This is a genomic window from Flavobacterium limnophilum (genome assembly GCF_027111315.2).
Lineage (GTDB): Bacteria > Bacteroidota > Bacteroidia > Flavobacteriales > Flavobacteriaceae > Flavobacterium > Flavobacterium limnophilum.
Map to the genome: position 1 here is coordinate 2,168,038 of NZ_CP114289.2, position 23,267 is coordinate 2,191,304.

Annotated in this window: 18 protein-coding genes; 7 read left to right on the forward strand and 11 right to left on the reverse strand. The window is 37.3% G+C overall.

The annotated features are described in order from the left end of the window. The first annotated feature begins 46 nt into the window (after nucleotides 1-46). Genes OZP13_RS08825 through OZP13_RS08835 form a run of 3 tightly spaced genes read left to right on the forward strand, consistent with a single transcriptional unit; the run spans nucleotide 47 to nucleotide 2,894 of the window. The gene (locus tag OZP13_RS08825) at nucleotides 47-1,138 is read left to right on the forward strand and encodes an AI-2E family transporter (RefSeq protein WP_281299382.1); all 1,092 of its coding nucleotides are present in this window, start codon (nucleotides 47-49) and stop codon (nucleotides 1,136-1,138) included. A gap of 14 nt (nucleotides 1,139-1,152) precedes the next feature. Then, nucleotides 1,153-2,322: a class I SAM-dependent methyltransferase gene (locus OZP13_RS08830; RefSeq protein ID WP_432419472.1), complete on the forward strand. Its 1,170-nt coding sequence runs from the start codon at nucleotides 1,153-1,155 to the stop codon at nucleotides 2,320-2,322. A gap of 2 nt (nucleotides 2,323-2,324) precedes the next feature. Next, on the forward strand, nucleotides 2,325-2,894 hold the full coding sequence (locus tag OZP13_RS08835) for a hypothetical protein (protein WP_281299383.1): 570 nt from the start codon (nucleotides 2,325-2,327) through the stop codon (nucleotides 2,892-2,894). On the opposite strand, the gene ddpX is transcribed toward OZP13_RS08835, so the two are convergent. The 6 genes from ddpX to OZP13_RS08865 all read right to left on the reverse strand — a co-directional run bounded on the left by ddpX (nucleotide 2,895) and on the right by OZP13_RS08865 (nucleotide 9,121). Continuing rightward, nucleotides 2,895-3,554 carry a D-alanyl-D-alanine dipeptidase gene (gene ddpX / locus OZP13_RS08840; protein ID WP_269239734.1) on the reverse strand — a complete coding sequence of 220 codons (660 nt, stop codon included), beginning with the start codon at nucleotides 3,552-3,554 and terminating at the stop codon, nucleotides 2,895-2,897. A 108-nt stretch (nucleotides 3,555-3,662) separates the two neighbouring features. Further along, nucleotides 3,663-5,984, reverse strand: coding sequence for a carbohydrate binding domain-containing protein (locus OZP13_RS08845; protein ID WP_281299384.1), 2,322 nt, complete (start codon nucleotides 5,982-5,984; stop codon nucleotides 3,663-3,665). Nucleotides 5,985-6,439: 455 nt separating this feature from the next. Continuing rightward, nucleotides 6,440-7,012: a 2-oxoacid:ferredoxin oxidoreductase subunit gamma family protein gene (locus OZP13_RS08850; RefSeq protein ID WP_281299385.1), complete on the reverse strand. Its 573-nt coding sequence runs from the start codon at nucleotides 7,010-7,012 to the stop codon at nucleotides 6,440-6,442. Nucleotides 7,013-7,016: 4 nt separating this feature from the next. After that, nucleotides 7,017-7,793 carry a thiamine pyrophosphate-dependent enzyme gene (locus OZP13_RS08855; RefSeq protein WP_269239739.1) on the reverse strand — a complete coding sequence of 259 codons (777 nt, stop codon included), beginning with the start codon at nucleotides 7,791-7,793 and terminating at the stop codon, nucleotides 7,017-7,019. After that, entirely contained in the window at nucleotides 7,747-8,871 is a 1,125-nt protein-coding gene (locus OZP13_RS08860) for a 3-methyl-2-oxobutanoate dehydrogenase subunit VorB (protein ID WP_281299386.1), read from the reverse strand. Before OZP13_RS08860 ends, OZP13_RS08855 begins: the two co-directional genes overlap by 47 nt. Before the next feature lie 19 nt (nucleotides 8,872-8,890). Next, on the reverse strand, nucleotides 8,891-9,121 hold the full coding sequence (locus OZP13_RS08865) for a 4Fe-4S dicluster domain-containing protein (RefSeq protein WP_269239742.1): 231 nt from the start codon (nucleotides 9,119-9,121) through the stop codon (nucleotides 8,891-8,893). A 299-nt stretch (nucleotides 9,122-9,420) separates the two neighbouring features. Between OZP13_RS08865 and cobA the strand changes: the two genes are divergently transcribed. Continuing rightward, nucleotides 9,421-10,218 carry a uroporphyrinogen-III C-methyltransferase gene (cobA, locus tag OZP13_RS08870; protein WP_281299387.1) on the forward strand — a complete coding sequence of 266 codons (798 nt, stop codon included), beginning with the start codon at nucleotides 9,421-9,423 and terminating at the stop codon, nucleotides 10,216-10,218. A 327-nt stretch (nucleotides 10,219-10,545) separates the two neighbouring features. Further along, complete coding sequence (ilvD, locus tag OZP13_RS08875; RefSeq protein ID WP_281299388.1) at nucleotides 10,546-12,237, forward strand: dihydroxy-acid dehydratase; 1,692 nt, start codon at nucleotides 10,546-10,548, stop codon at nucleotides 12,235-12,237. Between the two features lie 458 nt (nucleotides 12,238-12,695). On the opposite strand, the gene OZP13_RS08880 is transcribed toward ilvD, so the two are convergent. The 5 genes from OZP13_RS08880 to ytxJ form a co-directional block, all read right to left on the reverse strand. Further along, nucleotides 12,696-13,160: a hypothetical protein gene (locus OZP13_RS08880; protein WP_281299389.1), complete on the reverse strand. Its 465-nt coding sequence runs from the start codon at nucleotides 13,158-13,160 to the stop codon at nucleotides 12,696-12,698. A 107-nt stretch (nucleotides 13,161-13,267) separates the two neighbouring features. Then, complete coding sequence (locus tag OZP13_RS08885; protein WP_281299390.1) at nucleotides 13,268-14,038, reverse strand: hypothetical protein; 771 nt, start codon at nucleotides 14,036-14,038, stop codon at nucleotides 13,268-13,270. 29 nt (nucleotides 14,039-14,067) lie between these two features. Beyond that, nucleotides 14,068-15,603, reverse strand: a complete 1,536-nt coding sequence (locus OZP13_RS08890) for a YifB family Mg chelatase-like AAA ATPase (RefSeq protein ID WP_281299391.1) — start codon at nucleotides 15,601-15,603, stop codon at nucleotides 14,068-14,070. Between the two features lie 90 nt (nucleotides 15,604-15,693). Beyond that, the gene (locus tag OZP13_RS08895) at nucleotides 15,694-16,680 is read right to left on the reverse strand and encodes a Gfo/Idh/MocA family protein (protein WP_281299392.1); all 987 of its coding nucleotides are present in this window, start codon (nucleotides 16,678-16,680) and stop codon (nucleotides 15,694-15,696) included. 391 nt (nucleotides 16,681-17,071) lie between these two features. Then, entirely contained in the window at nucleotides 17,072-17,461 is a 390-nt protein-coding gene (ytxJ, locus tag OZP13_RS08900; protein ID WP_269239747.1) for a bacillithiol system redox-active protein YtxJ, read from the reverse strand. A 222-nt stretch (nucleotides 17,462-17,683) separates the two neighbouring features. Here ytxJ and clpB point away from each other — a divergent pair, with 222 nt between their 5' ends. Both clpB and OZP13_RS08910 read left to right on the forward strand, forming a co-directional pair. Continuing rightward, a complete protein-coding gene (gene clpB / locus OZP13_RS08905; RefSeq protein WP_281299393.1) occupies nucleotides 17,684-20,290 on the forward strand; it encodes an ATP-dependent chaperone ClpB in 2,607 nt (868 codons plus the stop codon). A gap of 905 nt (nucleotides 20,291-21,195) precedes the next feature. After that, nucleotides 21,196-23,160, forward strand: coding sequence for an AAA family ATPase (locus OZP13_RS08910; RefSeq protein ID WP_281299394.1), 1,965 nt, complete (start codon nucleotides 21,196-21,198; stop codon nucleotides 23,158-23,160). Nucleotides 23,161-23,267 lie beyond the last annotated feature (107 nt).

Genomic DNA, 23,267 nt, shown 5'->3' on the forward strand with positions numbered 1-23,267 from the left:
TACTTCGTGGCGAGTTTTTTTTATCTTTATCCTCTAAAAACAATTTATGATAACTTCAAAAATAATCGCAAACGGAATCTTAAAAGCAATTGGATTTTTAATTTTGACGGCGGTAGCCTTGTATCTCCTATACCTCATCCAATCCGTTCTAATATATCTGTTGGTAGCCCTGATTCTTACTTTAATTGGAAATCCTATTCTTGACTTCTTCAAAAAAAGATTAAAATTCAAGCATACTTTGGCCACTGTTGCCACACTTTTTATTTTTATCCTGTTTATTACCGGTTTCATATTGATGTTTATCCCTTTGATTTCTTCCCAAGGACAAAATTTATCCCTGCTAAAAACAACTGAAATCGAAAAAAACATAACACAATTGACCCACCAAGTTTCCGCTTTTTTGGAAAGCCACAACATCGATTCGGAACAAATGCTCAAGGAAGCCAATATTACTTCCAAAATAAATTTCAATTTTATCCCTAATTTTCTGAATACAATCTTGGGAACCATCAGCAGTTTCGGAATTGGCTTGGCATCGGTATTGTTTATTACTTTTTTCTTTCTAAAAGACAGATTAAAATTTGTCAATGGAGCAAAAAAACTAATCCCGGACAGTCACGAAGACCAAATTTTGAATTCTGTACACAAGATAAACCATTTGCTTTCCCGCTATTTTATAGGCCTGTTGCTACAATTATTTATCGTGTTCGTTTTATACCTAATCGTACTTTTTATTTTTGGCATCCCCAATCCGTTCATCATTGCCTTTTTGTGCGCCATATTGAACATCGTGCCTTACATTGGTCCGCTTATTGCTTCCTTTTTGGCCGCTATTTTAACCATGTTGAGCAACTTGGGAAGCAATTTCCAAACCGAAATATTACCAACCACCATCTACGTTTTAATAGGTTTTTGGATTGTTCAAATTATTGACAACAACCTTTCGCAACCCATCATTTTTTCCAAAAGCGTCAGTTCGCATCCGTTGGAAATATTCTTGGTAATATTGATTGCGGGATTTCTTTCGGGAATATTAGGGATGATTATTGCCGTTCCTTTGTACACTATTCTAAAAGTAATAGGCAAAGAATTTTTCCCTGAAAATGCGATAATTCAACTACTAACTAAAAACATATAATCTTGGATTTAAATATGCTGAATCCGGAAATTCAACAGTTTATCAATGCCAATATTGATACAAACATCTCAAAATTGGCATTGCAAAAGAATCCATTTCCTGAACTGGAATGGATTGACGTCTTGAACCAGATTGAAGCCAAAGCCAAGGCAAAACTAAAATTACCGACTTGGTTTGCCGCCAACAACATTGTCTATCCCAGCAAAATATCTGTAGAACAAACCTCGTCCGAAAAAACGGCTTCCCATAAAGCTTCCTTGATTTCAGGCGAAAGCCTGATCGATTTGACGGGCGGTTTTGGCGTGGACGATTTCTATTTTGCCAAAAAAATAAAAGCGGTCGTGCATTGCGAAATAAATCCGGAACTTTCACAGATTGTACAACACAATTTCGAACAACTGGGCGTAAAAAACATAAGTTGCCATTCGGGAGACAGTCTGGAAACTTTGGCAAAATTAAACTCGAAATGGGACTGGATTTACATCGACCCTTCACGAAGAAACGATGCCAAGGGCAAAGTTTTTATGCTCCAGGATTGTTTGCCCAACGTGCCCGAACATCTGGATATATTGTTTGAACATTCCAATTCCATTCTCATAAAAACAGCGCCCCTGCTCGACATTTCGGCGGGTTTGTCAGAACTGCAAAACGTGAAAACCATCCATGTCGTCGCTTTGGAAAACGAGGTAAAGGAATTGTTGTGGGAATTGCAAAAAGGTTATTCTGGCAAAACAACCATCAAAACCGTTAATCTTGTCAAGGAAAAAGTAGACACTTTCGAATTCGTTTTTGACAATGCTTCCGAAAGTCCAAAGTATGGTTTACCCAGCAACTACTTGTATGAACCCAACAGTGCCATAATGAAATCGGGAGGTTTTGATGAAGTCGGGACTTTTTTCAAGCTGAACAAACTGCACAAACATTCCCATTTATATACCAATGCCACCCTGATACCTTTTCCGGGAAGAGTTTTTGAAATTGAAAACTCGTTCCCTTACCATAAAACCAATATGAAGAATCATCTCGAAAAGCAACAACTCAATATTACCACCCGAAATTTTCCGGACTCCGTGGAAAGCATTCGAAAAAAATGGAAAATAAAAGAGGGTGGAAATCGCTATTGTTTTTTTACGACGGATGAAAATGACGATAAAATAGTTTTAATTTGCAAAAAAATACACTAAAAATGAACAGAACTGTACTACTAATTATATTCTTGACAAGCACCACATTATTCGCCCAAAAAACTTGTGAATACAGCACCAATATCACCGATTCCATCGGAACCTACAAAGTGACCAAGGAATTTATGGTTTATGAAAAAAAATTCGCCGGAAATTCCAGTTATATCTTCTTTTCATTGGCATTGACAGATGGCACACCAACACTGAATTTGCAGCATATCAAAAAAAGCAAGGATTTCATGAAAGCCAATTGTTTTGACAAAGATTCGAAATTGTTTCTGCAATTGAATAATGGAAAAATAGTGACGCTCCTCCATATTGACCAAGAAAATTGCGGTTCGTTGCTTCGTGACAACGAAGGTTATGACAACAGGGTACTGTCAGGCATTTTCATGTTTGTAAAAGGTTCGATGGAAGACCTTAAAAGTTCGCCTGTAAACTTGATGCGCATCAAATATTTGACGGACATAGAAGATTATGTCATGCAAAAGGAATTCAAATCCGAGATGAACAACGAGGTTTACCATCCCGAAACCTACTTTATGGAGAATTTACGCTGTATCGAAAAATAACTAATCACATTTCCATTTAACATTCGAAACCTTGTCAGTCAAGGCTGATTTCAAATTGTAGTGCCACCATTCCGAATCAAAGGAATTGAATCCATTTTCGATCATTACTTTTTTCAATAATGCCCTGTTCTTTTTTACTTTTTTCGAAAGATTGGAATAATTATGACTGGCTTCAATTCCGAAATGGTCAAAGGAAGTTCCCATATCGAGTGCTGCCCCGTTTGAATCTACCAAGGTGATGTCTACCGCTCCTCCTCTATTGTGGATGGAACCTTTGGCAGGATCGGCAACATAAGAAGGATTTGACACAATTTTCCACATTTTTTTCTGGATATCCAAAGGGCGGTAACAATCGAAAAACTTGATTTTATACCCCTTTTTCATAAAAACGGCATTCGCCTTGATGATGGCTTTGACGGTTTTCAATCGCAAAAAACATTCGGCGCAATCATAGACTTTGGCTTTCAAAAAATTATCGGATGTGGCATATTTCATGTCATACACAAAATCGGGACTATAGTCTTTTATGTTCACGAAAGTGGTGTCGTTGACAATGGGTTGATTCTCGGTCAAAGTATTGGAAACTACACTTTGAGATTTACAGGAAACCACGGAAATCAATCCACAAAGAAGCAATACAGTTTTGGCACGAAAAATCATAAATACTATTTTTTATAAAAATAGATAAATTAGTGGGATTAAAAAAAAATAAAAAGAGGCTGCCTTTATATTGACAGCCTCTAGAATAACAGAATTTTTACCTATCGTTTATTGTTTCACCACTTTAAAGGTCTTAAAATTATTACCTTGTCTAACGACAACCATATAAATCCCCACTTTTAACTCTGCACCAAATGAAATAATTTGTTCCCTGCCGGCATTCAATTTCGAAACCAAGAGGCCATTGATGTCAAATACAAACAACATCACATTCTCATTTGATGAAGATTGAACTTCAAGTTTAAAACTATCATTACTTGGATTTGGCCATACACTTGATACAAATGGAACATTTACGATAGACTCGGCGGTTATTCCTGATTTGTAATCATCAGGAACTTTGGGTAGCTGATTAGTTGCTACAACAACCTCTTTACCTTTGTCATGAGGTACCGCAACAGTTACTGTTTTATAAGTATAATTATATGAATTATCATGGCTTACTATGTAGATGTAATATATTCTTCCGGTTCCCGTACCAGATCGTTCTGCCCGTAGAAGAATGGTATGAGGATCTTTTATTTTCCAGTCACCGGCCACGTCACCGTCGCCTAGTCCATTCTCTGGCTCATTGCTAGAGATATAAATCTCATTAGTAACAGTTCCACCGCAATTATCCGTAACATTGTAATCAAGGCTTATTGGAACCATCTTGTGGTTTGGTGGCCATAATGGTGCCAACTGATCGGCAATACCTGTTATTGCTGGTGGTTCTACATCAAATATCTTTACATCAAAACTACAAGTTGCAGTCTTACCGGCTGCATTGGTGAGCACAAATGTATTGGTGGTAGAACCTACCGGAAAGAAAGAATCGCTTGGCAATCCAGCTGTTTGTACGATTGAAATCCCTCCTCCACCGCAATTAGGCGCTGCAAAAACTGGAGGATAATAAACTTGGGCTCCACACATTCCTGCTGAATTAATCATGTAAATAGTATCAGGACATTTAATTCCCGCGATTGGACAGGAAGTTGCCACAAAACTGTATTCTCCCGAAACCCTGTTAAAAGTCACATCATAAGTTCCAACAAGAACTGGAATATTGGGACCATTGGGAAGACCAATACCCGTTGGAAAAGTATTGCTTCCCCAATTAGTATCCCATTTATGATCCTGCCTAAATTTGACTTCTCCATCTTTAAACGAAAAGTTTTTTAAAGTGTAAGTAATTCCATCTGCAGTTTGCATATCAACATCAAGATCCCAGCCGTTTAAAGCAGAACCGACAATTCCAATCATGGGAAATTCGAAACTATAATCCCCCGTAACGGTATTAAAAGTCACATTGTATGCGCCAGCCTTAACAGGAATATTGGGACCATTGGGAATTGCGGTTCCCTTTGGAAAAAATTTGTTGCCCCAATTTAAGTTCCAGCTGTCGTCCTGCCTGAATTTTGCCTCGCCATCAACAAAGGTGTAGCCTTTTAAGGTATAGGCTTTTCCATCCACAGTCCCCATATTTACATCAACATCCCAACTAAAATTGGGTGGAACTGCGCTTCCAAGAATTCCAACTGAAGCAGGGCAATTACTCACACAGACAAATAAATATTCGCCTGTTAGTCGATTAAAAATGATGTCGTAATTTCCTAAAATTGGTATAGGAATATTTGGACCGCCTGGGTATGCAATCCCAGAAGGAAAGCTGGCATTTCCCCAATTGAGATCCCAAGCATTATCTTGCCTAAATTTAGCAAAGCCGGCAGTTAGCGGATAATTCAACAAAGCATATTTAATTCCATCTGTTGTTTGCATGTCAACATCAACATCCCAGCCGTTCAAGGCTGTTCCAAGAACACCTATGCTAGGAAAAACAATTCCCTTATCGATCAACATAATATTGTCAAAATGAGTAACTACTTGTTCCGCACCCAACTCAAAACTTAGTTTGTGGCTCGAAAATACAGTTGCAGCAACAAAATCAATTGTTATGGTTTTCCAATCGGTTGTGGCAAATTGTTTGTACTTGTCATAACCAATTATGCTTGTCCATGCGCCACCATTTTCCCCCAAGAAAAGACCAAAGGAACGATTGGCATCTGCTTTTACATCGAAGGATAGTTGGTAAGAATGACCTTGAATCAACGGAAACCCTTTTTGAATTAACTGAATATCCCAAGTGTTTTTATCTGCACCTAAACCAACTATTTCATAATGGCACACTTCATCAACAACAGTCACATTGTTATTAATTTGCGAATTCTGCCAAGAATACCAAATGTTGTCCGGTTCCAGCTGATTGAAATAATTGTTGATTGTTGTGGTCGTTTTAAACCCACCATCGTAAAGAATATTTTGGGCCTGACCAATTGTCGCGGACAAAAACAGCATTCCCAAAATCAGTGAAGTAAAGATTTTTGCTTTCATGCTTATAAATTTTAATGAGTTAAATAATTTCCCTACTCTGTTAAAGGATTTTCAGATTCCTCCCCAAGCAATTATTTTAATAGCAAATTTTAAGTGGACACAATGAAATTAGAGGCAAAATCCCATTAGTTTATTAGCAGTTTTCCAAGCCTTTAAAATTACAGAAAATATTTTACAATTAACTGATAATTAACTAATTATAAATACAAATAGTCTTATGACACAGAAGCTTTTTCGTGATGTTTCATAAAATTTTAATAAGTGCCAGCTAGGCTTTCATCAAACGGGACAACTGCCGATTGTTCTAATTTAACACCAAAAAAAATCCCGCAGAATAAATAATTTTCCTGCGGGATTCGATGCCATAAATAGAAAAAATAAAAAATTGGAACAGCAAATAGTCCAAGAACTTTGGGCTGCCAATACCGAAATTTGAATAGAAAAAATACTAAAAACTAGGTTTGAAAAGTAGCTTCTTTAACTACATAATAAGGGACAATGTTGTTCATTCCCATCGTAATGGCTTCCATGTTTAATGGAATCAAATCATGATAACGCTCCGAAATGGATTTTTTTAATCCTTCAATCACGTTTTCCAGTTTCACGACGGGTTTTTCTTTTAAAAATCCGCCTAAAATTACCATGTTAAAAATTTTCTTGTTCCCCATTTCAGCCGCCAATTTGGTGCCTTCAATTTGGAAAATAGAAATATCCGTTCTGGATGGATGATGCGTAATTCCGTTGGGGTCATAAATTAAAATACCTCCCGGTTTTACGGATTCCTCAAATTTATCCATCGATTGTTGGTTCAAAATAATGGCGGTGTCCACTATTTTTAAATAAGGGGAACTAATTCTTTCGTCACTCAAAATCACGGTGACATTTGCCGTTCCACCGCGCATTTCAGGACCGTAAGACGGCATCCAGCTCACTTCCTGGTCTTGCATTATTCCAGAATAAGCCAATATTTTCCCCATCGAAAGAACACCTTGTCCTCCAAAACCTGCGATAATAATTTCTTCTGTCATCACCTTATTGTTTTAATTTACCCTCTACTTTTATGTCACCAAGAGGAAAGTAAGGAAACATGTTTTCTTCCATCCAAATGTTGGAATCATTGGGCGTCATTTTCCAACCCGAATTGCAGTTGGAAAGAATTTCGATAAAGGAAAGTCCTTTATTCAACCGTGTATTTTCAAATGCTTTTCGAATGGCAATTTTAGCTTTTCGAGCATGTTTGTGCGTGTGAACTGAGTGTCTTGTAACGTAATAAACACCCGGAAGATTGGCAATCAACTCTGTTATTTTCAACGGTGAACCCATAGTTTCAATATCCCTTCCGTAAGGCGAAGTGGATGATTTCATTCCTGCCAAAGTTGTTGGTGCCATCTGTCCGCCCGTCATCCCGTAAATACCGTTATTGACAAAAATAATGACGATGTTTTCGCCCCGGTTACAGGCGTGAATGGTTTCGGCAGTGCCAATGGCGGCTAAATCACCGTCACCTTGATAAGTAAACACATATTTTTCTGGCCAAAGTCTCGAGATGGCTGTTGCCAATGCTGGTGCCCGACCGTGAGCAGCTTGCGTCATGTCAATATTCATAAAATCATATGCCAAAACGGAACAACCTACTGGCGCAACGCCAATAACGTCTTCAGCAATTCCCATTTCATCAACGACTTCCATTATTAAATTATGTGCCGTTCCATGACCACAACCCGGGCAATAAGACAAGGCTGCATCCGTCATTAATCTTGTTTTACAAAATACTTGATTCTCTGGTTTTATGATGTCTAATACTTCCATTATTGATGATTTTTTGTTCCAAAGCTTCTAAAATTTCTTCAGGAGTATGAATAATTCCTCCGGTTCTGCCAAAATGTTCCACAGGTACTTTATGCTCAACAGAAAGCCTGACATCTTCCACCATTTGACCTGCATTCAATTCAACACTTAAAATTCCTTTTACCTGATCGGCCAATTCAAATAATGCTTGTTTCGGATAAGGGAATAAAGTTATGGGGCGCAACAAGCCCACTTTGATACCTTTGGCTCGAGCCAATTCAACGGCTTTTTGTGAAATTCTTGCACTGGAACCATAAGCAACTATCAAGTATTCGGCATCGTCACAGTGTATTTTTTCGAAACGCAAGTCTTCTTTTTCCATCTGATCGTATTTTCTCAGTAATCTATGAACCCTGGCTTCCATTTTTTCGGATTGCAAATCGAGTGAAGTCACGATATTGCGTTCCCTGCCTTTTTTTCCGGTAACAGCCCAACTTCCGTATTTTTCAATCAACTCTTCATTGGTCATCCTCGGTTTTGGCTCTTTGAGGATTACCTTTTCCATCATTTGCCCAATTAATCCATCCGAGAGAATCAAGACGGGAGCACGATATTTAAAGGCAATATCGAAAGCATCTTCGACGAAATCAGACATTTCCTGAACGGATGCCGGTGCCAAAACATAGAGTTTGTAATCGCCGTGACCTCCTCCTTTCACCGATTGAAAATAGTCGGACTGCGAAGGTTGAATGGTTCCCAATCCCGGTCCGGCTCGAACTACATTTACAATTACTGCCGGCAATTCGGCTCCAGCCAAATAAGAAATCCCCTCCAATTTCAAGGAAATCCCTGGACTTGAAGAGGAAGTCATCGCTTTCTTGCCGGTACTGGCTGCGCCGTAAACCATGTTGATGGCCGCAATTTCGCTTTCGGCTTGCAGGACGACCATTCCGGTTCTTATTTCGGGACGTTCGGTCATTAAATATTCGATGATTTCTGTTTGTGGAGTAATAGGATAACCAAAATAAGCATCAACCCCTGCCCTGATGGCAGCTTCAGCCAATGCTTCGTTGCCTTTCATTAATTTTAATTCTGACATTGCACTACTGTTTTAAGGATTATGCCGAAACTTTCACTCTATACACCGAGATGACCCTGTCGGGACAAACGATGCCGCAATTCGTGCAGCCTGTGCAGGCTTCGGGATTTTTCATGTAGGCATAATGGTAGCCTTTCCGGTTAACCTCGCTTGACATTCCAATTACATTTTCCTGACAAACAGGAATACAAACTTCACAGCCCTTGCAGGTTTGTGTATCCACGACTATAGCTCCTTGCACTTTTGCCATATCAATAAATTTATAGATGATTACTCTGTCATAATTTTATTATTCTCAAAGTTATTTGTAATATTTTAAAAAAAGAATGATAAATATCATATCAAACAAGTATCATTAACAGAATAATGGAATCTTTTTAAAATGCATTGAAAAAAATATTCATTATTTTATTGTTACGACTACTTATATTTATTTATCTTTGCATAAGTATTTATACTTAGTTTCGCTAAATCATTATTGATTCACATTAGTTGATTAATAGTGGCAATAAAAACTAAATAACTGAACATCAATTAATACAATAGAAAATGACACGCAACAATCCAAAACTAACTATCGTGGGAGCTGGTCCTGGGGATGCAGAACTCATCACTTTGAAAGCCATAAAAGCGCTGGAAAATGCAGATGTCGTCCTCTATGATGCTCTTATAAATGAAGAATTATTGCAATACGCCAACAAAAATGCGGAGATTCATTTCGTGGGCAAACGCATCGGTTGCCACGCTTACACCCAAGACCAAATCAACGACCTCATTGTTTCGATGGCGCAACGCTATGGTCACGTTGTTCGTTTGAAAGGTGGCGACCCCTTCATCTTTGGTCGTGGTGGCGAAGAGATAGAATACGTGCAAAAATTTGGAATTGAAACCGCCATTGTTCCCGGAATATCATCGTCTATGGGAGTTCCCGCAGCCAACGGAATCAGCCTGACACAAAGAGGAATTTCCGAAAGTTTTTGGGTTATCACAGGAACCACTTCCGACCACAAATTATCCAAGGACGTGGCTTTGGCATCCCAATCCTCGGCAACGGTGGTCATCTTGATGGGAATGAATAAATTGGACGAAATCGTTTCGATTTATCAAACCAACAGAACCGACGATTTGCCGGTAGCCATCATCCAAAACGGAACCAAAAGCACCGAGAAAAAAGTGGTGGGAAACATCAGTTCTATATCTGAATTAGTTAAGGAACACCAACTCTCCTCGCCTGCCATCATCGTCATTGGCGAAGTGGTGAAACATACTTTAAATTTTACCCAATATTTCGAGGAAGCTTATTTGGATGAGGAAGAATTTGTTTTCCAAAATTTGGATATTTATTAAAAAGCATCACATACTTCCTGTTTACAAGGAATCTAATAAATACTGGTCCAAGGATCGGTATTTTTTTTTAGTAACCTCATCTATCAAGCGATGCTCTGTCCATCATAAAAAGGTCATTAGTTTAGACTATTTAAAACGTGATTTATTTAATCCCTCAATCCCTCCCGTCACAAAAAAATACTTTTTTGTAAATTAAATCGACGAACCAAAGTTCAATTATTATGCTATCCGCTGGGATTTTATGTACTTTTGCACGGAAATAAAAGAGAACCGTCTTTTGAAAAAATACAATAAAGTCAATTTTTAAAAAATATAAAAAAATTTAGCATGAGAAGTGATGAAGTAAAAAAAGGGTACCAAAGAGCACCTCACAGATCATTATTTAGAGCAACAGGATTAGTGGATGAAGATTTTGACAAACCCTTCATTGGTGTAGCCAATTCATTTATAGAGATTATTCCGGGACACTTTTTCTTGGACAGGGTAGCCAGAATCATCAAAGAGGAAATCAAGGCAAACGGCTGTGTTCCCTTTGAATTCAATACTATCGGCGTGGATGACGGTATCGCCATGGGACACGACGGCATGCTTTTTTCATTGCCATCCAGAGAGATTATCGCCAACTCCATCGAAACGGTTATGAATGCGCATAAATTAGATGCCATGATCGCCATTCCAAACTGCGACAAAATCGTTCCGGGAATGATAATGGGCGCTTTGAGAGTGGATGTTCCAACCATATTCGTGAGTGGTGGCCCAATGAAAAAAGGACATACCAAAGACGGAACTCCAATTGACCTTGCCACTGCTTTTGAAGCCGTTGGAAAGTTTGAAGCTGGCCAAATGAACGAGGAAGAATTAAAAGACATCGAGTGCAACGCCTGTCCTAGCGGCGGAAGTTGCTCTGGAATGTTTACCGCAAACTCTATGAACACCCTTATGGAAGCCATGGGAATAGCGCTTCCTGGAAACGGAACTATTTTAGCATTGACCAAAGAGCGCGAACAACTGTATAGAAGTGCTGCCAAAAGAATTTGCGAAATAGCAAAAGACAAGGCGCAAACCGAAAAATTCAAACTTAGAAACATCCTTAACGAAAATGCGGTAAGAAATGCTTTTGCCGTGGATATGGCCATGGGAGGAAGTTCTAATACCGTTTTGCACATGTTGGCAATTGCCAAAGAAGCAGACGTGAACTTCAATTTGGAGGACATCAATGCCATCTCGAAAAGAGTTTCTCATATTGCCAAAATTTCTCCAAGCTTGTCCACCGTTCACATGGAAGACATCAACACGGCGGGCGGGGTAAATGCGGTGATGAAAGAAATGACCAAAAGAGGCGATTCCATATTATTGGACAACCTGACCATAACCGGTGAAACGGTTTTCGAAAAAATCAAGGATGCCTACATCAAAGACACGAAAATTATCCACACGATTGACAATCCGTATTCACAAGTGGGTGGTTTGGCCATTTTGTACGGCAATCTAGCCGAACAAGGTGCAGTAATCAAAACAGCCGGAATTACAGGAGACAGGGTTTTTACCGGAACAGCCATCTGTTTTGACGGCCAACAAGAAGCGGTGGATGGAATTACAAGCGGTAAAGTAAAAGCCGGTAATGTGGTAGTTATTCGATACGAAGGCCCAAAAGGTGGTCCGGGAATGCAGGAAATGTTGGCACCCACTTCCTTGATTATGGGAATGGGATTGGGAGCCAAAGTGGCACTCATCACCGATGGTAGATTCAGCGGGGCAACCCGTGGAGCGAGTATCGGTCACGTAAGCCCTGAAGCTGCCGAAGGCGGAATGATTGGATTACTTAAAGATGGCGACGAAATCCACATCGACGTGGATCAATACATTTTGTCCGTGAATTTGAGCGACGAAGAAATTGCCAAAAGAAAAGCCGAATTTGTCCCTTTGAAAAAAGTGCTAACCTCAAAATGGCTGGGACAATACAGAAGTTTGGTGACCAATGCCAGCAGCGGTGCCGTTTTAAAAACAGATTTGTATTAAAAACGGAAATGCTTTTCAAAAAGCATCCAAATATAAAAAACAAGGGTTTCACTTTTTAATTAAAGTGGAACCCTTTTTATTTTGGAATCTTTCATTGTAAAAACCATCAAAATCTTTATTGATGGTGAAAATTGGAATTTCGTGTTGAACTGCGATTTAAGCAACGATAATTTAAAAGGCTAGAAAAACCCGATTGCACAGAATTGTATTCTGTAGCTATTCCAACAACACGCCAAACTACCCCAACCACCCATCTCTATCCAAACTTCTATACTGAATCGCTTCGGCAATGTGGGAAGATATAACCTTTGGTGCGGTAATTAATTTATTGTTTTTAGGAGCAAAAAATTTCGTTTCTTAAAAACCTATTTCCCGCTATACACTACAATCTTGTAGGGGTTGAACGCCAGCCCCCACAAGGATTTTCGTTTCTATCGGGGCTATTATTTACTATTTTATTAAAATTGAAATTCAAGACTAATTACATACAATATTAATGTAATAAATGCCAATGCTAATAATATGTAACTTGAAATTTCTGTTCTACTAAATAGTTTAGTTGGTGGTGTATATTCAAAATCCATACTTACAAGTTCTAAAAAAGTTTTTTTATAATTTTTATTACGAAACGATTTTGATAAATATCTTAAGTTTTCTTTGTCATTATGTACTTCTTTATACTGTGTAATCATTGAGAATACAATACCAAAAGCTAATAATAAAATTGTTATTACAAATAATAATTTACTAGTTAGTGTTATTGCTTCATTCGATTTTAATGATACCAACAGACCTAATAATCCAGTAGCTACCGTTGTAAGATTTATAAGATAAGTAAAATATGAATTATCACTATCTTTACAGGCTTGATTTAGTTCCTCAACAGCTTTTTTTTGTGCTTCTTTTTCTTCCTCTTCTGTCATGATTTTTCTTCTAAATTATTTATCTATGATTATTACATTTTTTTTAGTAATTAAATTCTGCACTATATTCTATTCCATTAAAAAACAGTTGAATATCTAATAAAAAGTTAAAATAAAAAGTTTTGTTTTTGTTGAAGATATATTTGTTTTAAGCCAGCATCATAAATATAATTTGACATTTCACAATCTACTATTTCACCAAATCTTTTTTTTACTGTTTCATTTGCTGAATCAAGTACTTGTTTTCTGAAATTTGGATTATTTTTAAAAGCTTCAAAATTCTTTTCAAACGTAGTTTCAGAATCCATATAGAAAAAATTAGAACCTTTTTTATCTAACTCAAGATAAGAATGAACTAAATTTCCATTAGCAATTAAAGTTTCATAAATCATTGTAAAATCATCCATTATTTCGTCAACTATAACTTTTTTACTAGCTGATATATATCCTGAATATGGTGATTTTTTCTTGTCACTAACACCTTTAAACATATACCTACCAAAACAAGTTGCCATAGTAATATATAAATTATTTTTAGTATTAATATTTATTATTCTCAATAAATCAACTATTTCTTCCCAAGATATAAATGAATTATCACATAATATTAAACCGTCTTTATCTTCTGACCCGTGCATTTCCAAGTGAATTACTATACCTCCATTCATATATTGAGAATTAATCCCATAAAAATGAAGAATTTCAACAAATGACTTTTTATCTAAAACTTCGTGAAATTCACGTGTCATTTTTAAATTTTCAGATTGCAAATAATCTATATGCCTTTTTATAATATCATCATATAATATCTTACCTGTCTTTTTTTCTTTATCTGATAAACTTTGAATTACAATTATATTCCTTATATCACCAACCATAAACTTAAATTTTCAATTATTTAATAAAACTACCCCAACCACCCATCTCTATCCAAACTTCTATACTGAATCGCTTCGGCAATGTGGGAGGAAATCACTTTTGGTGCGGCTTCCAAGTCGGCTATGGTTCGGGCAACCTTCAGGATTCTGTCATAGGCTCTGGCCGAAAGATTCAGGCGTTCCATGGCGGTTTTCAACAATTGTTTGGAATCATCGTCAAGAGCGCAATGTTCCCTGATGTGTTTGGTGTTCATCTGGGCATTGTAATGGATGTTTTCCATTTGAACGAAACGTTCCGACTGGATTTCGCGGGCTGATGTCACTCTTTTTCGAATATCGACGCTGCTTTCCGCTTTTTGTTCTTCTGACAATTTCTCGAAAGGAACTGGCGTCACTTCAATATGAATGTCAATTCTATCCAACAATGGCCCCGAAATCTTGCTCAAATAGCGTTGCATTTCGTGTGGCGAAGAAGTTTGCGGCGAGTCGGGATCGTTGAAAAACCCACTCGGACTCGGATTCATGCTGGCCACCAACATAAATGACGAAGGATACGTCACGGTAAACTTGGCTCTGGAAATGGTCACTTCCCTATCTTCCAATGGTTGACGCATCACTTCGAGAACCTCTCTTTTGAATTCCGGCAATTCGTCCAGAAACAAAACGCCATTGTGCGCCATCGAAATTTCGCCCGGTTGCGGATAACTTCCGCCGCCGACAAGCGCCACGTTCGAGATGGTATGATGCGGACTTCTAAATGGTCTTTGGTTCATCAATCCCACTTCTTTTAGTTTTCCGGCAACACTGTGAATTTTGGTGGTTTCGAGTGCTTCCCGCAAAGTCATTGGCGGCAAAATACTGGGCAAACGCTTGGCAAGCATTGTTTTTCCAGCTCCCGGCGGCCCAATCAGAATGATGTTGTGTCCACCGGCGGCGGCAATTTCCATGCAACGCTTGATGCTTTCCTGCCCTTTCACATCGCTAAAATCGAATTCAGGAAAGTCCAAAGTTTTATAAAATTCAGCTCTTGTGTCGATTGTTGTGGGTTCCAAACTGCCTTTTCCTTCCAAGAAATCAATGACTTCCTGCAGATTTTCAACACCGTAAACATCCAATCCGGTGACGATTGCAGCTTCTTTCACGTTTTGTTTGGGCAAGAAAAAACCTTTAAAACCTTCTTCTTTGGCTTTTATGGCAATGGGCAAAGCGCCTCGAATGGGTTGCAAACTACCATCCAGCGACAGCTCGCCCATAATAACATACTGGTCGATTGCGTCGGCTTGAATTTGGGAAGAAGCCACGAGAATACCAATGGTCAAGGTCAAATCATAAGCCGAACCTTCTTTTCTCAAATCGGCGGGAGCCATGTTGATGGTAATTTTCTTGCCCGGCATTTCGTAACCGTTATTTTTGAGCGCCGCGGCAATTCGATAACTGCTTTCCTTGATGGCATTGTCCGGCAAACCAACCAAATGATAACCAATTCCTTTGTCGATATTGACTTCGACGGTAATGGTGGTGGCTTCTACACCAAAAACGGCACTTCCAAAAACTTTGACTAACATACGCTTAAAATTAAAATCTAAATTTAATATAAATTTCCTTTCAAAATTAAAATTAGATAGAGATTATTATAATTCGGCGTTTTCATTGTTCTAGGAAGGATACACCAACCCAATTTGATTTCTGACTTTATCAACTATTTTGATAAGATCCAAACTATTTTGGTGTGACCAAAATTCACTTTCTATTCTGTTTTCTTTAATACATTGATGACATTCCTCAATTTCATAAGTAAAGCCTTTGCCTTTGGTTGGCAATGGAAATTCTTCCTCATAATCGTTGACTGTCAAAGTATAAGATTGGGCTTCGTGCCAAAGTGTGTTTAAATTAATCCTTCCTTTACTGCCATTTATTGTTGCTTTTATATTGGATGTGGAAACAAAACTGGAATGCAAAATGGCTTGCGCATTATCGTATTGCAAAATCATCGAAGTTTGCAAATCGGCACCAGTTTTGTGAAAATTTGATTTAGCCAAGATTTCACTTGGAATTCCCAAAACAACATAACACAAAAACAAAGGATAAACACCAATATCCAAAAGAGAGCCTCCGCCAAGATTCATATCGGTTTTTCGGTTACCAATTCCTTCGAGATTATCGGCATAAAAGGCAAAATCGGCATTGATGTATTTGATCTCTCCTATTTCACCGTTTTTAATTTTTGAAAAAGCTTCCCGAAAAGAAGGATTAAATCGTGTCCAAAAGGCTTCCATAAAAAACTGGTTGTTCGCTTTCGATGCTTGAATCATTTGCAACGCATCATCATGGTTTAAGGCAATGGGTTTTTCGCAAAGCACGTGTTTTTTGTTCTGCAACGCTTTTATGGACAAAGCGGCGTGGGAATTATGGGGTGTTGCAATATATAATATGTCGACTTCGGCATCATTGATAATGGCATCATACGAGTCATAGGCTTTCTTGCAATCGTAATTTTTGGCAAATGCTGTAGCTTTGTCAAGATTTCTGGAAGCCACCGCAACCAATTCGGCTTCTTCGACCAGCATTAAATCTTTGGCAAATTGATGGGCAATAGTACCCAAACCTATAATTCCCCATTTAATCTTCCTTGTGTCTTTCATTTATATATTTTTAACCCCTTGGGTGTAATTAAATTGTTTGATTTTTCAACCACATAGAACATAGATTTTAAAATTTCGAAAGTATTTCTCTTTATTAGAAAAAAACCAATAACGATATGAACCCAAGAGTTGGGCTATCCAATTCGACAAAACTAAATTCAATTAGAACTAAAAGCCTGTAAATCCAGGAATTTACAGGCTTTTTTATTTTTCACTACTTTCAAAAACCAGCGTTAAATCATAATGAATAGGGTGCAAATTCGGTGACACAAAAGTCAATTTGACTTTCATTACTTTGCTAAAAACCAACAATTTGCATTATTATAAATAGGTCTAATCGTGGCTTTATAAATTTACAATCCGCTTGAATCTGTGTAAATCTGTAAAAAAATTACAATTTCCCTTTCAACTCCCCGGCATCAATATCGCTGTGGGAAACATCATAAACCGATTTTCCTTCCTTGATCAACAACAATTGTGGTGATTGATGATATACTCCAAAACGACTCGCAATTTCGTTTGAAATATCTCTGTGCTCCAATAAATCCAAGTAATAAGCATCAATTTTATCCTCCAAATCAAACTCGTTCTCAAATTGTTTCAAGGCAAATCTGCTAATACTGCAACGGGTACTGTGCTTAAAAATCACGGCCGGTTTTTGATTGGAAAACGCAACCATTTCATCCAACTGCCCCATAAAAGTCAACGCAATCCAATTGATTTTTTTATTGGAATCATTTTGTTCCTGAGAACTACCAAATATATTTGAAAACACACTCATTTTGTCGTTTTTTAAGTCATTTTGTCGTTCGTAAACCCCTTATATCCAGCCAAAATGTCGTAACTTTAGTGGTGGAATAAGATTTGACGATTATTTGTCAAAGATATTCTAATCCGTTAAAAATTACGAATTAAAAATTAAAAATAATTATATAGACTCGGCTCCCTCTCCTTTGGAGAAGGCTGGGGTGAGGAAAACATTCATCTTTAAATAAAAAGTAAAATGAACATCAATAAATTTACAATCAAATCACAGGAAGCCATCCAGCATTCACAGCAATTGGCGCAGAGTTTTGGACAACAACAAATAGAGAACGAACACATTTTCAAGGCCATTTTTGAAGTCGACGAAAACGTGGCGCCTTTCATTTTGAAAAAACTAAATGTAAATGTTCCGTTGTTCGAACAAATATTGGACAGCACCATCCAGAGCTTTCCAAAAGTTTCCGGAGGCGAAATCATGCTTTCCAGGACGGCAAACACCACGCTGAACGAAGCCGAAATCATTGCCAAAAAAATGAACGACGAATTCGTTTCCATCGAGCATTTAATCTTGGCTATTTTTGGTTCGAAAAGCAAGGTAGCCCAAATCCTGAAAGACCAAGGCGTTACCGAAAAAGGACTGAAAGCCGCCATCGACGAACTCCGAAAAGGCGAAAGAGTCACTTCGGCTTCTGCCGAGGAAACCTATAATTCCTTGAACAAATACGCCAAAAACCTCAACGAACTGGCCAGAACCGGAAAACTCGATCCCGTAATTGGTCGTGACGAAGAAATCCGCAGGGTTTTGCAAATCCTGACCCGTCGAACCAAAAACAACCCAATGTTGGTGGGTGAACCCGGTGTGGGTAAAACCGCCATCGCCGAAGGCTTGGCACACCGAATCGTGGATGGCGACGTTCCCGAAAACCTGAAAGACAAAATCGTGTTTTCACTAGATATGGGAGCCTTGATTGCCGGAGCCAAATACAAAGGGGAATTCGAAGAACGTCTAAAATCAGTAGTGAAAGAAGTTACGGCTGCCGAAGGTGACATTGTGCTTTTCATTGACGAAATCCATACCCTTGTTGGTGCCGGAGGTGGCGAAGGCGCAATGGATGCGGCCAATATCCTGAAACCGGCTTTGGCTCGTGGCGAACTGCGTGCCATTGGTGCAACGACTTTGGACGAATACCAAAAATATTTCGAAAAAGACAAAGCACTCGAACGCCGTTTCCAAAAAGTGATGATCGAGGAACCCGATACCGAAAGTGCGATTTCCATCCTTCGTGGTATCAAGGAAAAATACGAAACACACCATAAAGTGCAGATAAAAGACGAAGCCATTATTGCCGCCGTCGAATTGTCGCAACGCTATATTACCAACCGATTTTTGCCGGACAAAGCCATCGACTTGATGGACGAAGCGGCATCCAAAATCCGAATGGAAATCAATTCCAAACCCGAAGAACTGGATGTTTTGGATCGAAAAATAATGCAATTGGAAATCGAAATTGCAGCCATCAAACGCGAGAAAGACGAAAGCAAACTGAAAGCACTGGGAATGGATTTGGCGAACCTCAAAGACGACCGAAACGAAGTCTTCACCAAATGGAAATCCGAGAAAGACGTGGTCGACAACATTCAAGCCGTAAAAACCGAAATCGAGGACTTCAAATACGAAGCAGAACGTGCAGAACGAGAGGGAGATTACGGAAAAGTGGCCGAAATTCGTTACGGAAAAATAAAAGAAGCCCAGGAACGTTTGGATATTTTCCAAAAACAATTGGCCGAAGATCAAAAAGGAGGAACTTCCTTGATAAAAGAAGAAGTGACCCGAGAAGACATTGCCGAAGTCGTGGCCAAATGGACTGGAATTCCCGTGATGAAAATGTTGCAGGGCGAAAGAGAAAAACTCTTGAAACTGGAAGACGAATTACACAAACGCGTCGTGGGTCAGGAAGAAGCCATCGAAGCCGTGAGCGATGCCGTGCGTAGAAGTCGTGCCGGATTGCAGGACATGAAAAAGCCGGTGGGAACCTTCCTTTTCTTGGGAACCACGGGAGTTGGAAAAACCGAATTGGCCAAAGCCTTGGCGGAATATTTGTTCGACGATGAAAATGCCATGACCCGAATCGATATGAGCGAATACCAAGAACGCCACAGCGTGAGTCGTTTGGTGGGCGCGCCTCCGGGATATGTGGGTTATGATGAAGGCGGACAATTGACCGAAGCTGTTCGTAGAAAACCATATTCCGTGATTCTGTTGGACGAGATTGAAAAAGCGCATCCAGATACATTTAACATCTTGTTGCAGGTCTTGGATGAAGGACGTTTGACGGACAACAAAGGGCGTTTGGCCGATTTCAAGAACACGATTATCATCATGACTTCCAATATGGGAAGCCAGATTATTCAAGAGAAATTCGACAATCTAAAAGGAAGCATCGAAGCCGTGACCGAAGCCGCAAAAACAGAAGTTTTGGGCTTGCTGAAACAAACCGTTCGCCCCGAATTCATCAATCGTATTGACGAAATCGTGATGTTTACGCCTTTGACCAATGCCAATATTGCCCAAATCGTGGGCTTGCAACTGAAATCAGTGACCAAAATGCTGGCACAACAAGGCATCACGATGGACGCCACTCCGGAAGCCATTGCCTATTTATCCGAGAAAGGATACGATCCGCAATTTGGTGCAAGACCGGTGAAAAGAGTGATTCAAAGAGACGTCTTGAACAAATTGTCGAAAGAAATCCTCGCCGGAAAAATCACCACCGACAGTATTATTTTACTGGATTCCTTTGACGGGGAATTGGTTTTCAGGAACCAGAGTGAGTTGGTTCATTAATTACACCATTTTGTCATTTCGACCAAAGGGAGAAATCACATTTGTTGCTCACATTTGTTGCTCTCGTTATGTGATTTCTCCTTCGTCGAAATGACACAAAAAAACAAATAACAGTAAACACCAGTCGAGAGATTGGTGTTTTTTTTTGGAGCAAAATGATGGGTTTTCAGAACAACTTCCCTCCAGCTGTACGCCTTATCTTTTGGGCTGAACGCCAGCCCAAAAAGGATATTTGCTGCCATCAGGGCTAAGCTAGATATTTTATCTTTCTAAAAATATTGTTTTTGAATCAACAAAATTATAACCCCTATAATGACTCCTGTAATTATTTCCAAATATACTTTCATTAATGCAGTCTGGAATCGAGAATAAATTAATAATTTTTTGGAGATATTTAATTGATTCGAAATTTTTGAAGGAATTTCATTTTGCGAATCCTTTTTTATTTGTGTCATAATAAACACAAACTGATTTTTTTCGGTAGTACAACTAAGTACAACTTTGCGGGTAATATGCTTCATCACATACTTTGTTTCAAATTAATAAAATCAAATTTACTGATAATCAACGTTTAATATTTTAAACAAACGCACAACTTATGAACAAATTTTTTAAGTTATTTACATTACTTATATATGGAACATCAAACTTCTTCTCCTGTGTATAAGAATATTCGCTATCATCCAGACTAGAGAAAACATTCATCTTTCAAACAACTTTAAAAACTAGTTTATAAAGATTCATCTTTTCTATTGGAACGAAAATGTCATAAATTTTAAAAAATTTGTAATGATTTTTTTATATATTTGAAAACCAAATAACATTATATTGTATCCAATATGAAAGGTTTGATGATTCTTTAGTATTTATAAATAATTGAATAAAATTAAAAAAAACATTGTGAAATGATTATCGGACTATTTCTTAGGCATTTTAAAATTTATAAAGGTGCTAATTATATACCTTTTGGTCTTAACCAAAAAGAAATGTTTAATCTATTTATCGGACAAAATGGAGCTGGAAAAAGTTCAATTCTTGAAGCATTAAACTGTTATTTTAACAACTCCGAATTTATTTATCATACCAATGAAAAAAGGTCAGAATCGTTTATTTCACCTTTATTTATAATTGAGAAAAATGAATTGTTAAATTACGATAAAAAGGTTCAACAAATTATTCCAATTATTTCTGAAACCTTATTGAATCTTTCTTTTACATCATCGACAAACTTTAAACCTTATGAAAGTTTCTTTGAACAACAACTTTTTTTAAACGGCCTCAAAGAAACTCATTACATATTTACCAATGCCTACTGGCCGCAGACCGATAATAGCAATCAATATTTTATAACTTTTGATAATATTATTAAAAAGAGAATTCAAGAAATTGAAGAATTTAAAGATGAAAAAGCATATACTTCAATAATTTTAAAATTAAAAAGTGACATAATTAAAAATTATTCTTTTTTATATATTCCAGTAGAAACTTCAATTGATGATTTCTTAAGATTAGAGTCCAAAGGTATGCAAGACTTAATGAGTGAAGATGTTAAAAAAAGAATTGAAAAAACTCTAAATGAAAAACTACCACTAAAAGAAGGTAGAACTCAAAAGAAAAGCATATTAGAAATTATTAATAATGATTTAGAAGATTTTGTTAAAGAAGTTGAAAGTACAATTCAAGAAATTGATAAAGATTATGATTTTGATAAAGAATTTAAAGCTAAAACTAGATTAACTGCAAATCATTTATCAGATGTGATGATTGAAACATTCTTTTCTAAAAGAAAGTTAAAAAAGAATGGAAAACAAATTAAATATTTATCCTCAGGTGAAAGAAAAAAAGCTTTAATAGATATAGCTTATTCATTTTTAATTCAAGAACAAAATAAAGAGCGAAAAATAATTCTTGCAATTGATGAACCTGAATCATCATTGCATATTTCAATGTGCTATGACCAATTTAGCAGATTAGAAGAATTGTCTTCAAAATTTAAAATTCAACTATTGGTAACGTCACATTGGTATGGAGCATTACCAATAATTGATAAAGGAAATCTTTATCATATTGATTCAGAACAAGAAGAAATTAAAATAAATCAATATTCATTTAGAAATTATTTTGAAGAATCTGGTAATAACCCAAGTGATATTCAGTTCAAAAGTTTTTTTGATTTAGCTTCGGCAGTTATCAGTTCATTAAGGATACAAGAAACTAATTGGTTAATTGTAGAGAGTGAGGAGGATAAAAATTATATAAACAAACATATATCAATACAAAAAAATCTCAAAATTCTGCCTGTTGGTGGTTGTGCCATTGTAAAATTATTATACAATTATTTGTATACACCGATTTCCCAAAAATCAGAAAAAAAAGAACTAAATGGAAAAATATTTTGCTTAATTGATACCGATTTTCAAGGCGTTGGAACAAAAGATTTTTTAGATGACCATAATAATGGCTTGCTAAAAATGAGAAGACTTCAGGTTATGGAGACTTCTAAAATAGAATTACACAAAATAGACACAGATATTAAATATCCAACAGAAATTGAGGAAGCATTAGATTCAAAAATATTTTATGAAGCTTTAAAAGAAACTATTGATGAATCAAGTAATTTAGAAATTAAAGAAATATTCTATAAATTTAAATATGATGAAGAATCTGTAAACAGTTTTGTAAAAGGAGATAAATCAATAATTTATCCAGACACCTCCGCTATCTTTGAAGGTAATCCATCCAAAGATAAAGATAAAATTATATCCTTTATAGAAAATAATAAAAAAGAAATTTGCAAAAATTACTGTAGTAAAGATGAAATTCCAAAACCACAATGGATTATCAAAATTGAAGACTTTTTTAATAAATAAAAACTCCAGCTGTGCGAAGTCTCCCGACTTCGTACCCACAACTATAGGCCAATACAACTTTAAAAAAAATACCCGGCTCGTGAACACCAGCAATGCCATTTGATATG

Bases quoted from the DNA above. Each gene is read 5' to 3' on its own strand.
- OZP13_RS08825 (WP_281299382.1), top strand. From the start codon at position 47: ATGATAACTTCAAAAATAATCGCAAACGGAATCTTAAAAGCAATTGGA.
- OZP13_RS08830 (WP_432419472.1), top strand. From the start codon at position 1,153: ATGCTGAATCCGGAAATTCAACAGTTTATCAATGCCAATATTGATACA.
- OZP13_RS08835 (WP_281299383.1), top strand. From the start codon at position 2,325: ATGAACAGAACTGTACTACTAATTATATTCTTGACAAGCACCACATTA.
- ddpX (WP_269239734.1), bottom strand. From the start codon at position 3,554: ATGATTTTTCGTGCCAAAACTGTATTGCTTCTTTGTGGATTGATTTCC.
- OZP13_RS08845 (WP_281299384.1), bottom strand. From the start codon at position 5,984: ATGAAAGCAAAAATCTTTACTTCACTGATTTTGGGAATGCTGTTTTTG.
- OZP13_RS08850 (WP_281299385.1), bottom strand. From the start codon at position 7,012: ATGACAGAAGAAATTATTATCGCAGGTTTTGGAGGACAAGGTGTTCTT.
- OZP13_RS08855 (WP_269239739.1), bottom strand. From the start codon at position 7,793: ATGGAAGTATTAGACATCATAAAACCAGAGAATCAAGTATTTTGTAAA.
- OZP13_RS08860 (WP_281299386.1), bottom strand. From the start codon at position 8,871: ATGTCAGAATTAAAATTAATGAAAGGCAACGAAGCATTGGCTGAAGCT.
- OZP13_RS08865 (WP_269239742.1), bottom strand. From the start codon at position 9,121: ATGGCAAAAGTGCAAGGAGCTATAGTCGTGGATACACAAACCTGCAAG.
- cobA (WP_281299387.1), top strand. From the start codon at position 9,421: ATGACACGCAACAATCCAAAACTAACTATCGTGGGAGCTGGTCCTGGG.
- ilvD (WP_281299388.1), top strand. From the start codon at position 10,546: ATGAGAAGTGATGAAGTAAAAAAAGGGTACCAAAGAGCACCTCACAGA.
- OZP13_RS08880 (WP_281299389.1), bottom strand. From the start codon at position 13,160: ATGACAGAAGAGGAAGAAAAAGAAGCACAAAAAAAAGCTGTTGAGGAA.
- OZP13_RS08885 (WP_281299390.1), bottom strand. From the start codon at position 14,038: ATGGTTGGTGATATAAGGAATATAATTGTAATTCAAAGTTTATCAGAT.
- OZP13_RS08890 (WP_281299391.1), bottom strand. From the start codon at position 15,603: ATGTTAGTCAAAGTTTTTGGAAGTGCCGTTTTTGGTGTAGAAGCCACC.
- OZP13_RS08895 (WP_281299392.1), bottom strand. From the start codon at position 16,680: ATGAAAGACACAAGGAAGATTAAATGGGGAATTATAGGTTTGGGTACT.
- ytxJ (WP_269239747.1), bottom strand. From the start codon at position 17,461: ATGAGTGTGTTTTCAAATATATTTGGTAGTTCTCAGGAACAAAATGAT.
- clpB (WP_281299393.1), top strand. From the start codon at position 17,684: ATGAACATCAATAAATTTACAATCAAATCACAGGAAGCCATCCAGCAT.
- OZP13_RS08910 (WP_281299394.1), top strand. From the start codon at position 21,196: ATGATTATCGGACTATTTCTTAGGCATTTTAAAATTTATAAAGGTGCT.